10 protein-coding genes and 1 rRNA gene are annotated in these 13,325 nt (G+C 69.6%); 3 read left to right on the top strand and 8 right to left on the bottom strand.

The features are described 5' to 3' along the window. Positions 1–124 precede the first annotated feature (124 nt). A 5S ribosomal RNA gene (rrf, locus tag ACFFR3_RS19055) occupies positions 125–241 on the top strand. Positions 242–743: 502 nt separating this feature from the next. Here the strand turns inward: rrf and ACFFR3_RS19050 are convergent. The 3 genes from ACFFR3_RS19050 to ACFFR3_RS19040 form a co-directional block, all read right to left on the bottom strand. Next, positions 744–1,238 (bottom strand): NUDIX hydrolase, encoded by a 495-nt coding sequence (locus ACFFR3_RS19050; RefSeq protein ID WP_345391305.1) that lies wholly within the window; start codon positions 1,236–1,238, stop codon positions 744–746. Between the two features lie 666 nt (positions 1,239–1,904). After that, entirely contained in the window at positions 1,905–2,438 is a 534-nt protein-coding gene (gene cpt, locus ACFFR3_RS19045) for a chloramphenicol phosphotransferase CPT (RefSeq protein WP_345391302.1), read from the bottom strand. A 90-nt stretch (positions 2,439–2,528) separates the two neighbouring features. Continuing rightward, a complete protein-coding gene (locus ACFFR3_RS19040; protein WP_364377528.1) occupies positions 2,529–3,365 on the bottom strand; it encodes a PhzF family protein in 837 nt (278 codons plus the stop codon). A 168-nt stretch (positions 3,366–3,533) separates the two neighbouring features. Here ACFFR3_RS19040 and ACFFR3_RS19035 point away from each other — a divergent pair, with 168 nt between their 5' ends. Next, positions 3,534–3,917 carry a cell division protein SepF gene (locus ACFFR3_RS19035; RefSeq protein WP_355414820.1) on the top strand — a complete coding sequence of 128 codons (384 nt, stop codon included), beginning with the start codon at positions 3,534–3,536 and terminating at the stop codon, positions 3,915–3,917. 434 nt (positions 3,918–4,351) lie between these two features. On the opposite strand, the gene ACFFR3_RS19030 is transcribed toward ACFFR3_RS19035, so the two are convergent. The 5 genes from ACFFR3_RS19030 to ACFFR3_RS19010 form a co-directional block, all read right to left on the bottom strand. Then, complete coding sequence (locus tag ACFFR3_RS19030) at positions 4,352–5,686, bottom strand: hypothetical protein (RefSeq protein WP_379483542.1); 1,335 nt, start codon at positions 5,684–5,686, stop codon at positions 4,352–4,354. A gap of 120 nt (positions 5,687–5,806) precedes the next feature. Beyond that, on the bottom strand, positions 5,807–7,534 hold the full coding sequence (gene argS, locus ACFFR3_RS19025) for an arginine--tRNA ligase (RefSeq protein ID WP_345391287.1): 1,728 nt from the start codon (positions 7,532–7,534) through the stop codon (positions 5,807–5,809). Beyond that, positions 7,531–9,843, bottom strand: coding sequence for an HAD-IC family P-type ATPase (locus ACFFR3_RS19020; RefSeq protein WP_379483541.1), 2,313 nt, complete (start codon positions 9,841–9,843; stop codon positions 7,531–7,533). Before ACFFR3_RS19020 ends, argS begins: the two co-directional genes overlap by 4 nt. 73 nt (positions 9,844–9,916) lie before the next feature. Beyond that, positions 9,917–10,936 (bottom strand): phosphate acyltransferase PlsX, encoded by a 1,020-nt coding sequence (gene plsX, locus ACFFR3_RS19015; RefSeq protein ID WP_364377520.1) that lies wholly within the window; start codon positions 10,934–10,936, stop codon positions 9,917–9,919. A gap of 140 nt (positions 10,937–11,076) precedes the next feature. Next, complete coding sequence (locus tag ACFFR3_RS19010) at positions 11,077–11,637, bottom strand: DUF1707 SHOCT-like domain-containing protein (RefSeq protein WP_345391281.1); 561 nt, start codon at positions 11,635–11,637, stop codon at positions 11,077–11,079. A 177-nt stretch (positions 11,638–11,814) separates the two neighbouring features. Between ACFFR3_RS19010 and ACFFR3_RS19005 the strand changes: the two genes are divergently transcribed. Then, positions 11,815–13,131, top strand: coding sequence for a KamA family radical SAM protein (locus ACFFR3_RS19005; protein ID WP_364377517.1), 1,317 nt, complete (start codon positions 11,815–11,817; stop codon positions 13,129–13,131). The last annotated feature ends 194 nt before the right edge of the window (positions 13,132–13,325 follow it).

Below are 13,325 nucleotides of genomic sequence, written 5' to 3'. Positions count from 1 at the left end.
TGGAGCTGACCGGTACTAATAGGCCGAGGACTTGACCACAAAGCAAACCCTCCCACGGGGGGGTGTCTTGCTCGCGTCCACTAGGCAATTCTGAGACAGCAAGCAGTGTGCTGTTTCGCAGGGTTGCGGCGGTTATGGCGGGAAGGAAACACCCGGTTACATTCCGAACCCGGAAGTTAAGCTTCCCAGCGCCGATGGTACTGCACTCGGGAGGGTGTGGGAGAGTAGGTCACCGCCGCACAAACTTTCAAGGAAAGGGTTTCGACACCAGGTTCTGGTGTTGGGGCCCTTTCCGCATGTCCGGACCCCTCTCTTTTTCCGCATGCCCCGGGGTCTTTGGGAGCTGAGGTATTTTTCGGTGTGTTCCCGGTCTTCTCTGGAAAGTCGCGGTCTCGTCGTCTGGGCGGGGTCTTCGCGGCTACGCGGTCGAGGTCGCTGGTTTCTCGCCGGCGAGGTCTTTCAAGGTCGCGGGCTTTCGGATGGCCGCGCGTCTTCTTTGAGCGCCGGGGCTTCTCCGGTGGTGTCGGCACGCAGCTCTCAATCCCCGAGCCTCAGTCGTCCCGCGTCCAGTCCACCATGCCCAGTCCCTGTCCCCCGGGCCCGACCCAGTTCTCCCTCGGGGCTCGGCCCTGAGCGTCGAACTAGTCTGCAACGTCGGCGCCTGGCCGTCTTGCTTGAGGTTGTAGTGGCTGTTGTTCAGCTAGCGTCCGGTTGGCATTTGGTCGGGCCTTCGCGTGTTCGGATCACCTATAGGGGTGGTCCGGTGCTCCCTCGGAGGGGTTGGGGTCGTTCCCGCGCTGGGGCCAGCCGCTGATTCCGATGGGTTGGTTGCGGTTGTAGTGGTCGAGGCCGGCGATCGTGTACGGGACGGTGTTGTCCGGTATGCGATGGGCCGGGAACCATTCGACGGCGGCGCACTTGTGGGGTTCGGCATTGATGATGTCGCCTGTCCAATGACTGGCGGCGAAGAAGAAGCCGATGCGGGGCCTGCCTTCGGGGTTCAGGTGATGGAGGACGGTCGCCGGGCGGAGGGAGGCGGGGTCGAGGTGGACGCCGACCTCTTCCCTGGTTTCTCGTAGCGCGCATTCGATGACCGTCTCGCCCTCGTCCAGGTGGCCTGAGGGAAGACAGAACCAGCCGTCCCGGTAGCCGGTGCCTTGGCGTAGGCAGAGCAAGATGTTCTCGTCCTGTTCAAGGATCACGTGGACGTCCACGGTGACCTGCTGGCGCTGCGGCAAGAGACGTCCTCCCACGAATCGGCGCTCTGTGGCGGTAACGATGGTGCTGGGCTCGCGGGGGAGCCATGGGTCGGCGTATCGGTAGTGATCGGGCTCCTGCGTGGAGCCGGTAAGAGCGCTGCGGTCGTCGATGTGACCATCATGCGCCGCTTAAGGCGAGCTCGGCTACCGCTGGTTGTGTGATGGTCGCGCTGCGTTGCCTGTAGGCGCTCCTCGCCTCCGCGCCTTATACCCGCGACCCCCGTGTCCTCGCGGCTGCCGTGTTCGCGCCCGCGCCCTCGTGGCTGCGCTCCCGTGGCCTGTGGTCCGCGCGTTAGTGCCGGGGATCGCGTGGTCAGCACCTTCGCGCCCTTCACTTCGGTGCCCGGCGATTCTGTGGCCCGGGACGACCTGGCCATGTCCTCATCGCCCCGTGCCGTCATGGCTCTACGGCTCCCGTGGCCCTCAGGGCGCATGCTCCGAGGGCTCATGCCCCCGGAGCTCGTGCCTTTAGGGCCCATGCCTCCGGGGCTCGTGCTCCTGGGCCGTGGTCCGTTTGAGCCCTTGTGGTCGGCGTTTTCCTGGTTCGTGCCTGTCTGCGCGCTGGGCTCGTGGCCCCCTGAGCTCCCGGCTTCATGGCACCGTCTTGCTGGTCGCGGGTGTGCGTTGTCGGGGCCCGGTGGGGGTTCAGGTGACGTGGGTGGCGATGGTGCGGGCGCAGGCCAGGGATTCGGCGTGGGTGGTGTCTACCTCTACGTCGTAATGGACGCCTTGGTGGACCACGTCCGCCTGTTGCGTGGCCATGCCGTGGACGCGGTTGCCGCGGGCCAGCTCGCGGCCGGCGGCAACCTCGCTGTCGCACTTGACGCCGACCCATAGGACGTCGAGGCCGGCCAGGGCCTTTTGCCAGCGTTCCTGGGAGGCGGCGCCGCCGAGGAAGACGTCGTCGATGATGATGTGGGCTCCGGCGCGGGCCATCGCGGCCACGCCCTCGGACCAGGCGCGGTCGAGGGCGGCGAATTCGGGCCCGACGTTCACGCTGCCGTCGGGGCCGATGTCGAGGCCTGCCTCCGACGCCTGTAGGGCCGCCGGCAGCGCATCGACCATGGTGTCGACCCCTAGGGCGAGCCAGGGGACCGGCAGGATGGCCTGCAGGCAGCGTACGATGCCTGACTTGCCGGAGCTGGATCCGCCGTTGAGCACGATGACGTCCGTTGCCATGCGGATTACCTTACGGGGGCGCGGCGGCGGCCCGAAACGGGTTTTCGGCAGCTCAGCGAGCTCGCATGCGTTTGGCGCGATCTTCCCGGGTCAGAGGTGCAGGGTGCCGGACATCACTGTGATCGCCTGGCCGGCGAGATGAACGCGATCGCCGGCGTACGTGACGTGTACGACGCCGCCGCGCTTGGACAGCTGCGCCCCCACAAGAGACGTACGGCCGAGGCGGTCCGCCCAGTACGGCGCCAGGGCGCAGTGGGCCGAGCCGGTGACCGGGTCCTCGGGGACGCCGACGTTCGGGGCGAAGAAGCGGGAGACGAAATCCGACCCGGCAACCGGGCTAGTAACCGGCTCAGCATCCAGCTCGGTATCGGTGCCTGCGGCTGTCCCGGTGTCCGTCTTGGAGCCGGCGGCGGTGACGATGACGCCTCTCGCGTCGACTGCGGTGAGGGCCGGGATATCGGGGGTCAGGGCCGCGACCGTTTCCGCCGAGTCCACCTCCACCAGCAGGTCGAGCTGGCTTTTTCCGACCCGGACCGGGGTGACGCCGAGCGCTTTCTCCAGGCCGGGAGGAACGGTGGTGGAGGTCACCTCCTTGGCCGGGAAATCCATTGTGATCATGTTGTCGGGGCGGCGATTCACGGTAAGGGTGCCGCTGGCCGTACGGAATTCGAGCGGGCCCGTCGCGGCTCCTGTCGAATAGAGCACGTGCGCGGTGGCCAGCGTGGCGTGACCACACAGTGTGACCTCGACGGCGGGGGTGAACCAGCGCAGGGAATCTCCGAGCAGGAAAGCGGTCTCGGAGAGGTTCATCTCGGCCGCTACGCTCTGCATCCATCGGTCAGTAACCGGAGAGTCCAGCAGGCAGACGGCTGCGGGATTACCCTTGAAAGCTGTGCCGGTGAAGGCGTCGACGGTGAAGAGGCGCATGTGGCCGATGGTATACGGGGGGCGGATATCCAGCTGCAAGCGGGCTGCAAGCCGTACAAAATGGAATTAGGGCTGGGCGTGTCGCGTGGCGAATGCGGAATCGTCGGTTACCGTCCAATGTGTAGGGACGTGCCGATTACGGTGAGTTCCTGAGGAAAGGACAAGCCGATGGGGGCAGTGCGCAAGGTGGTGAGCTACCTTGGACTGAGCGGGGTCGAGCACTACGACGAGGGCTACGAGTACGACGAGCAGTACGAGGACGAATACGTCCCGGCGACCGAGCGGGCCGCCCGCAGGTGGCGTGCGAACGTCGACTCGTCGCGGATCGTCATGGTGCAGCCGCTCAAGTACAACGACGCACCGTTGATCGGCCAGCATTTCCGTGACGGCCAGACGGTGATCATGGATGTCACGGGCATGTCGATGTCCGAGGCGACGCGGATGGTGGACTTCGCGGCCGGGCTGGCGTTCGGGTGCGAGGGCCGGATCGAGCGCATCGCGGAGCGGGTGTTCCTGCTCGCGCCGGCGCACGTGGAGATCGAGACCACCTGACCGGGTGGCGCCGGTTCACGCCAGCGATTCCGCGCGCCGGGCCCGGCCGAGGTGGCCGGGTGCCGTCTCGACGCCGTCGTGGCGCCGTGTCGATGTCGTGCGAGCTGGGCCGTCTCCCTCCCGGTCCCAGGCCGCGCCCCTTTCCCTGTTTTCGCCGGGGGACCCTTCGACCCTCCTGTCCTTACGCTTCGTGAGCGGCCGGCCACTTCCACGAGACCGCTGCACGACTTCTACGAGGGGCAGGCCGCCGCACGCGCGGCGCCGAGGGGCGGGTCGCCGGATGCGCGTCGTCTGGGGGCGGCGGCCCTGTGGGCGACGGGTCCCGGTAGCGCTTCTCGCAGGGGGTGCCCATCCAGAGGGAGTCGTCCGCCAGCGGACGGGCCGCCGTGGTGGGCGGCCCGTGGGGGTCGGCCGGTGGTTTTGGTTGGGTTCCGTCAGTGGGCGGCGCGGGGGCCGCGGCGGATCAGGCGGGTGAGTTCTGTGGCGTCTTCGGCGGCTTCCTTGGCGCGGGCCTCGGCCTCCCGTGCGTACGCGTGCAGCGCCCACACCGCGCCCTCGGCCAGCTCTTTCAGCTCGCTGACCTGCCCCGCGACGTAGCGGGCGTCGGCCTCGACGAGTTTGCGGCGCTGCCAGAGCTGCCAGCCGGCCAGGCCGATCATGGCGACGCCCGCGGCGGCGAGCAGGTGCTCGGCCACGACGGCGCTGATCAGGCAGGCGACGCCGAGGACGATGAGCACGATGGCGGCCCACGGGCGGCCGCGCGGCACCACGCCCTCGGTGAGGATGGAGTGCTCGGCCGCGGCCAGCGACTCCTGGTCGGGGCCCTCGGGGTGCAGCCGGATGCGATGGCCGAGCAGCGGAACGGTGAGCGTCTCGGGTGGTTCGAGACGGCTGTCGGCTTCGAGCTCCTCGGCCACGCCGCGCAGGATGGGCGCGGCGACGTGCAGCGCGATCGCCGCCAGGTGTGGGTCGGCGCCGGGGCGCAGGTCGTCGAGCAGGTACGTGCTGAGCGAGGCCATCGGCCCGGCCGGCCCGCTCTGGCCGATGAGGGAGCGCAGCACGGCGAGCGGTTCGTTCTCGGCCCAGCTGCCGGCGGGGTCGCCGGCGCTGTTGTCGAGCGGCGCGCCGAGGGTCTGCTCGGACTGCCGGGCGGAGGTGATCTCGGCGCAGCGGGCGCGCAGCCGGGCCAGGCGGGCGGCGGCCACGGCGGGCTTGGCCAGCTCGGGGATCTCCGCCATCTCGGGGAAGTCGGCCAGCGACGGCGGCACGACGACGGAGGGCTCGCCGGGCGCCAGCGCCTGCACCCATTGCTGGGCGTCGGCGTGGTTTTGGACGGCGAGGGCGTCGAGCTTGCGCAGCACGAAGATCTTGCCGGCGGGGCCGTAGGCGCCCCGGGCGGCGGCCAGCCAGAGCGAGCGCTGGCCGTGGGTGACGGGCCGGTCGATCGACAGCTCGCCGAACGCGGTGCCGAGCCAGGACGCGTGGATGCGGCTGCCCTGCCCGGAGACGGCGAGCGCGAGGCAGAGGAAGAGCGCGGTCTGCTGCTGGTCGCGCCCGGCGGCCCGGCTCAGCGGCTCGAGCGGGTCGTCGCCGGCGAGCAGCGCGACCAGCGCCTCGACGGCCGGTGGCAGCCAGTAGCCGGGTATGTCGCTGAAGCTCGGTGCGGCCGGTGGTGCGGCGCCGTTGGCGGCGAGGTGTGCCACCAGCGCCTCGGCATAACGGTGCAACTCGGTCGCTGCTGGGGGGCTCGCAGTCAGGTCCGTGCTCAAGGCAGAGAACTCCCCGTTTCGGCCGCGGTTCATGACCGCGTAAAGCCTAGCCGTTGGGGCGCGCGAACCGGGTGGAGGCGCGCCCACGACGATAGGGGAGACTTTGAGCCAACTGCCGGTTTACATGCGCTCGGGGACAGGGACACCGAGGAGACCGAGCCCCGTTTCGAGCACCCGCAGGGTCAGCGCGCACAGGGCGAGCCGGGAGGCGCGGGTGTCGGGGTCGACCCCTTCCTTGAGCACCGGGCACTGCTCGAAGAAGTCGGTGAAGGCGGAGGCGGTGGCGTAGAGGTACGCGCACAGCCGGTGGGGCTCGCTCAGCTCCGTCGCCTGCTCGACCACGCTGCCGAAGCCCAGCAGTTGCAGGGCGAGTGCGCGCTCCGGCGCGGCGCCGAGCCTGATGGGGCCGGTCGCGGCGGCGGGGTCGATCTCGCCCTTGCGGAAGATGGAGCGGATGCGGGCCTGGGCGTATTGGAGGTAGGGGCCGGTGTTGCCGGTGAAGGCCACCATGCGGTCGAGGTCGAAGACGTATTCGCTGTCGTGGCTGACCGACAGGTCGGCGTATTTCACCGCGGCCATGCCGACGGCGCGGGCGATCTCGTCCTGGGTCTCGGCGTCGTAGCCGCGGTCGGCGATCAGCGTGGCGGCCTTGTCGACGGCCGACTGGAGGAGGTCCATCAGCTTGACGGACTCGCCGGAGCGGGTCTTGAAGCGGCGGCCGTCCTTGCCGAGCATCATGCCGATCTGGACGTGCTCGGCCGAGACGGTGTCGGGCAGCCAGCCGGCCATGCGGGCGGCGGCGAACACCATGCGGAAGTGCAGGGCCTGGTCGCTGCCGACGACGTAGAGGATGCGGTCAGCCTTGAGGTCGTGGACGCGGTAGCGGACGGCCGCCATGTCGGTGGTGGCGTAGCCGTAGCCGCCGTCGCTCTTTCTGATGATGAGCGGCAGCGGCCTGTCGTCGGAGCCGGTGAAGCCGGGCGGGAACACGCAGAGCGCGCCCTCGCTCAGCTGCGCGGTGCCGGACGTCTCGAGGTCGTCGCAGGTCTTCTGGAGCATGGGGTTGTACATGCTCTCGCCGGCGATGTCGGCGTCGGTGAGGGTGACGCCGAGCATGTCGTAGACCTTGTTGAAGTAGCGCACGGTGGCGTCCATGAAGACGTGCCAGAGTCGCAGCGTGTCGGGGTCGCCCGACTGGAGGGTGCCGACCCGCGCGCGGGCGCGTGCCTTGAACGCCTCGTCGCTGTCGAACTTGGCGCGCGCCGCCTGGTAGAACTCGGTGCCCTGGCCGGCCTCGAGCTGGGCTATCGCGGCCGGTTCGCCGATGTCGAGCAGGTGCTCGATGAGCATGCCGAACGGGGTGCCCCAGTCGCCCAGGTGGTTCTGCCTGATGACGGTGTTGCCGACGTGTTCGTGCAGGCGGGCCAGCGAGTCGCCGACGATGGTGGTGCGCAGGTGGCCGACGTGCATCTCCTTGGCCGCGTTGGGCGCGGAGTAGTCGATCACCACGGTCTGCGGCGGGGTGCTGGTGCCGACGCCGAGCCGCTGGTCGGCGAGGATCTCGCCGGCCTCGGCCGCGATCCAGCCGTCGTCGAGCGTGATGTTGAGGAAGCCGGGGCCGCTGACCTCGACCGTGCCGGGGAAGTCGGACAGCTCGGCCCTGATCGCCTCTGCGACCTCCCGCGGGCTCCGTCGCAGGCGCTTGGCCAGGCTCATCGCGACGTTCGCCTGGAAGTCGGCGAACTGGGAGGGCCGGATCAGCGGGTCTGCGTCGGCGTGCTCGGAGCCGAACGCGCGGGCCAGCGCCTGCTGGACGCGCTCGGTGAGCACTTTCTGCGGGTCGGTCATGGTCTAAGGGTACCGGCGAGCTTGACCGCCACGCTTATCATTACGGCCGCCACGAGGGAGATGCCGACGGCGGTCAGGTCGTTGCCGAGATCGCCCGGCTGGAGGGCGAAGAAGTCTCTGACGAACGGCAGCGCGAGCCCGATCGCGAACAGCACCGCCATGGCCCCGACCAGCGCTCCGCGCCACCAGTTGAGCGGCCTGGCGATGAGCACGAGCACCCACCAGGTGGTGAGGAAGAGGGTGATGACGGCGGCGGTCTGGTGCTCCAGCAGATCGGAGGAGCCGTGGTGGGCGGCCCAGAACGTCGCGAGCACCGCCAGCGCGCACAGCACCCCGGCCGGTACGGCGAAGCGCATCACCCGGGGCACGAACCCGGGCCGCGAGCGTTCGAGGGTGGGCGCGAGCGCGAGGAAGATCGCGGGGATGCCGATGACGAGCGCGTTCGTCAGGGTGGAGTGGCGGGGCGCGAACGGGAACGCGATGCCGGCCAGCCCGACGAGCAGTGACAGCACGATCGCGTAGAAGGTCTTGGTGAGGAACAGGTTGGCGACGCGCTCGATGTTGGCCAGCACGCGGCGGCCCTCGCCGACGACGTGGGGCAGGGTGGCGAAGGTGTCGTCGAGCAGCACGACCTGCGCGACCGCCTTGGTGGCCGGGCTGCCGGTGCCCATGGCGATGCCGAGGTCGGCGTCCTTGAGCGCGAGCACGTCGTTGACGCCGTCGCCGGTCATGGCGACGGTGTGGCCGCGGGCCTGCAACGCGGTGACGAACGCGCGCTTCTGCTGCGGGGTGACCCGGCCGAAGACGGTGTGGCGGTCGAGCAGCTCGCCGAGCGCGGCGGGGTCGGCGGGGAGCGTACGGGCGTCGACGGCGCGCTCCGCGCCGGGGATGCCGAGGCCGGTGGCGATGGCCGAGACCGACAGCGGGTTGTCGCCGGAGATCACTTTGACCGTGACGCCCTGCTTGGCGAAGTAGCGCAGGGTCTCGTGGGCGTCGGGCCTGATGCGCTGGCTGAGCGTGACGAGCGCGACGGCCTCGATCTCGGCGTGCCCGTTCTGAGCTCGCTCCAAGCCGTCGGTACGGCACAGCGCCAGCACGCGCGTGCCCGAAGCGGCCAGCTCGGTGGCCCTGTCGTAGGCGTCGCCGCCCTTGAGCAGCACGTCGGGGGCGCCGAGCAGCCAGGTGCCTCGCGTACCGAAGTCGGCGCCGCTCCACTTGCGGGCCGAGGAGAACGGCACGCTCGCGCGGGCGCTCCAGCCGGCGGGCGTGGCGGGGTGGCGGGACTTGATGGCCTCGGCGGTGGCGTTGGGTTGGTCGTCGAGGTTCGCCAGGGCGGCGAGTGCCTGCTCGACGGGCTCGCCGTCGCGTACGGGCAGCACCTGGTCGAGGTCCATGCCGCCGGCGGTGAGTGTGCCGGTCTTGTCGAGGCAGAGCACGTCTACCCTGGCCAGGCCCTCGATGGCGGGCAGCTCCTGGACGAGGCAGCGGCGCCGGCCGAGGCGGACGACGCCGACGGCGAACGCGATGGAGGTCATCAGCACGAGCCCCTCGGGGATCATGGTGACGATGCCGGCGACCGCGCCGGTGATGGCGGTGCCGAGGTCGGCCGAGTTGTTCAGCTGGCTGTAGATGAGCAGGGCGCCGATCGGGACGACCAGCCAGGTGATGTATTTGATGAAGTTCGCCACGCCGGCGCGCAGCTCGGAGTGGGCGAGGTGGAAGCGGCTGGCCTCTTCGGCGAGCTGCACGGCGTAGGCGTCGGTGCCGACCCTGGTCGAGACGAACGCGCCCGAGCCGGCCACCGCGAAGCTGCCCGACAGCACGCGGTCGCCCGGCCGCTTGTGGACGGGGTCGGCCTCGCCGGTCAGCAGCGACTCGTCGATCTCCATGCCGTCGGAGTGGACGACCTCGCCGTCGACCAGCAGGCGGTCGCCGGGCCCGAGCAGGATGAGGTCGCCGAGCACCACGTCGCGGGGGTCGACCAGGCGTTCTTCGCCGTCGCGGCGCACGCGTACGGGAGCCTCGTTGATCACCGCGAGCCGGTCGAGCGTGCGCTTGGCGCGCAGCTCCTGGACGATGCCGATCAGCGCGTTGGCCACGATGACCAGCCCGAACAGGCCGTCCTGCCACTCGCCGAAGATCAGGATCAGTGCCCAGAGCACGCCGATGACCAGGTTGAACAGGGTGAACACGTTCGCTCTGAGGATGGCGCTCAGCGACCTGCTCGATCGGCGCGGCACATGGTTGGCCTTGGCCCCCGCTACTTGGGCGGACGTGAGCCCGTGGACCACCGAGGTGAGCCCCTCCACATAACCCCCCGTTTGTGTGGATCGGTCACACCCTAAAGGGTCGGCGCCCTTCCTCGAGGGTGACTTGATTCTGTCACCACAATCGATGCGAGCGGCCCGTGGCGGCCATGCGTTCGCCGATGGCGGGAACGACTCCGGCCGCGGCCAGGTCGGCGGCGAGCCGGCAGGCGGCGCTGATGCCCTGGGCCTTGGAGGCGCCGTGGGCGATGACGACGGTGCCGTTCAGGCCGAGCAGGACGGCGCCGCCGTACGCCTCGGCGTCGAGGCGGCGGCGCAGCTCGCGGATGCGGGAGCGCTGCAGCGCGGCGCCCAGCCTGGCGATCCTGCTGTCCTCGATCGCCTCCCGCAGCTCGGTGAAGGCGTAGCGGACGGCGCCCTCCATGGTCTTCAGCGCGACGTTGCCGGTGAAGCCGTCGGAGGTGATGACGTCGACCTTGCCGGTGAGCAGGTCGTGGCCCTCGACGTTGCCGGCGAAGTGCAGGCCGGAGCCGGCCTGGAGCAGTTCGTGGGCGCGCTTGACGACCTTGTTGCCCTTCTCGGCCTCGCTGCCGATGGTGAGCAGGCCGACCTTGGGGTCGTGGACGCCGTGGGCGAGCTCGGCGTAGATGGCGCCGAGGTGCGCGAACTGCAGCAGCATCTCCGGCTTGGCCTCGGCGTTGGCGCCGGCGTCCACGAGGACCGTGGGGGAGGGCAGGGTGGGGAGCGCGACGGCGATGGCCGGCCTGAGCACGCCCTGCTGGCCCTTGAGCCGCAGGCGGCCGGTGGCGACGACGCCGGCCGTCGACCCGGCGGAGACCACCGCGGCGGCGTCGCCGCGGCGCACGAGGTGGCAGGCGACCGCGATGCTGGACCGGGGGCGGCGCAGGCTGGCCAGCGCGCCCTCGTCCATGGCCAGCGCCTCCTCGGCCCTGACGATCGGGATCTCCTTGGTGGCGTCGTGGTCGGCGAGCGCCTCGTACAGCACGCGGGGCGAGCCGACGAGCACGACGGGCAGGCCGCGTTCGCGGACGGCGTGCACGGCTCCGGCCACGATCTCGTGGGGCGCGTGGTCGCCGCCCATGGCGTCGAGCGCGATCGGCCTGCTCTCTGACAAATGGTCACCTCGTACGGCTTCGAGCCCGCCGTCACGGCTTGGGCCGGAACGCGGGCTCGGATGTCCGCATCGCAGGCACGGCAGCTGCCAGGTTAACCGGCGGGTAGACCCTGATGGTCCCCGGCCGGGGCGCGTCGCGGCTAGCGCAGGTTCCAGTCGTCCAGGCCGCGGGTGACGATGACCTTCGAGAACGCGGACGAGCCGGTCAGCCGGATCAGCGGGCCGTCGCCGCTGCCGCCCGCGGTGCTCACGTTGCGCTTGCCGAAGACGGAGCCGCCCTCGTCGATGACGCGGGCGTCCGCGGGCACCCTGACGATGACCTTGCTGAAGTTCGCGCTGGTCTCGATGGTGATCTCGCGGCCGGGCAGCACGGCGTCGGACAGGTCGATGACGAGCGCGCCGAAGCCGGCCCGGAGCTTGAGGTGCCGGGAGGCCACCCAGCGGCCCTTGCGCACGATCTTGCTGAAGGTGGAGCTGATGACCTGCCGTTCGATGGCGACGGGAGCGGCCGAGGCCGTCACGTCGGGCAGGTCGTGGGTGAGGGGGACCAGCTCGCCGACGGTCTTGGCGTTGTAGGCGACGTCGAGGCGGTCGGCGTGCTCGACGCTGGTGAGTCTTCCTGTGGCGAGTGCTTCCGACAGGACGGCGGCCACGCGGTCGCGGTCTTCGTCTGAGGCGCGGAGCTGCGGATCCTGGGTCACGATATGTCAGTGTACGCCTGGACGCGATATGTCGCGAGTGCTCCGAACCTCAAGGAAAACTTGGAGACCGGCGGAACCGGTGACGGCAGTGGGCGCGTCCGGGTATTAAGAACCGTAGACGCGCGACAGGGTCGTGAGGTTTACACGCGATCGAACAAAAAAGATGGGAAAGGCCTAGTGATCTTGAACCAAGCTGGCACGCGACGCTTCCGGGCGTACACGTCCAAGCACCTCGACGAGCTCCTGCGGCGTGCGGGGCTTGGAGACGACGAGCGCCTCAAGGTGCGCGCCGTCGCCACGGTGCTGCCTTTCCGGACCAACGCCTACGTCGTGGATGAACTCATAGATTGGTCGGCTGCTCCCGACGACCCGATTTACCGGCTGGTCTTCCCACAGGAGGACATGCTGCCCGCAGCCGACGTCGCCCGGCTGGCCGACCTGCTCAAGGCCGAGGCGCCGAACGCCGAGATCCAGGCGGAGGCCAATCGAGTACGCGCCCAGCTCAACCCGCACCCCGCAGGCCAGAAGGAGCTCAACGTCCCGAAGATCGGCGACGAGCCCGTCCCTGGTATGCAGCACAAATATCCGGAGACCGTGCTGTTCTTCCCCAAACAGGGGCAGACCTGCCACGCCTACTGCACCTACTGCTTCCGGTGGGCGCAGTTCGTCGGTGACGCGGACCTGAAGTTCGCCTCCGACGACATCGACCAGATGGTCGGCTACCTCCGCCAGCACCCCGAGGTGACCAGCGTGCTGATCACCGGCGGTGACGCGATGATCATGGGTGAGCCCGTGATCAGGCGCTACATCGAGCCGCTCCTGGAGCTGGAGCAGCTCGAATCCATCCGGATCGGCACCAAGGCGCTCGCCTACTGGCCCCAGCGCTTCACCACCGACCCCGACGCCGGCGAGACCATGCGGCTGTTCGAGCAGGTCGTGGCCAAGGGCAAGAACCTCGCGTTCATGGCCCACTTCTCGCACCCGCGCGAGCTGGAGTCGTCGCTGGTCGAGTCCGCGGTCAAGAACATCCTCGGCAGCGGGGCGACGATCAGGACCCAGGCGCCGCTGATCAGGTCGATCAACGACGACCCGGCCACCTGGTCGTCCATGTGGCGGCGGCAGCACAGGATGGGGATGATCCCCTACTACATGTTCGTCGAGCGCGACACGGGCCCCCAGGACTACTTCGCGGTCCCGCTGGCGCGGGCGTACGAGATCTTCAGGGACGCCTACTCCTCGGTCTCCGGCCTCTGCCGTACGGTGCGTGGGCCGTCCATGTCGGCCACGCCGGGCAAGGTCTGCGTCGACGGCGTCACCGAGATCGCCGGCGAGAAGGTGTTCATGCTCCACTTCATCCAGGCCCGCGACCCGTCGCTGGTGGGGCGGCCCTTCTTCGCCCGCTACGACCCGTCGGCGGTCTGGCTGACCGACCTGCGGCCGGCCTTCGCCGACCGTTTCCCGTTCGAGAGCGCGGACGACCTGCTGCCCGCCTGACGGCGGTCGCGCGCGTCCACCGCGACCACAGAAAAACCGCGCCCCCGGCCCGTGACATTTGTTTTCGCGACCCTTTGTTCACGGGCCGCCGGGGCGCTTCCGACTTCGTGCGGTCTTGTCCGCGCTTTATCGTGAACAAGGCCGCCTGAATCCCGTTTTGTCTCCCCGCTCAACGCTCCCCCTTTACTCGGTAA

The sequence above is a fragment of the Nonomuraea salmonea genome (genome assembly GCF_042428605.1).
GTDB classification, from domain to species: domain Bacteria; phylum Actinomycetota; class Actinomycetes; order Streptosporangiales; family Streptosporangiaceae; genus Nonomuraea; species Nonomuraea salmonea.
Note: the sequence above shows the minus strand (reverse complement) of the source record. Positions and strands in the feature narration are given on the sequence as shown.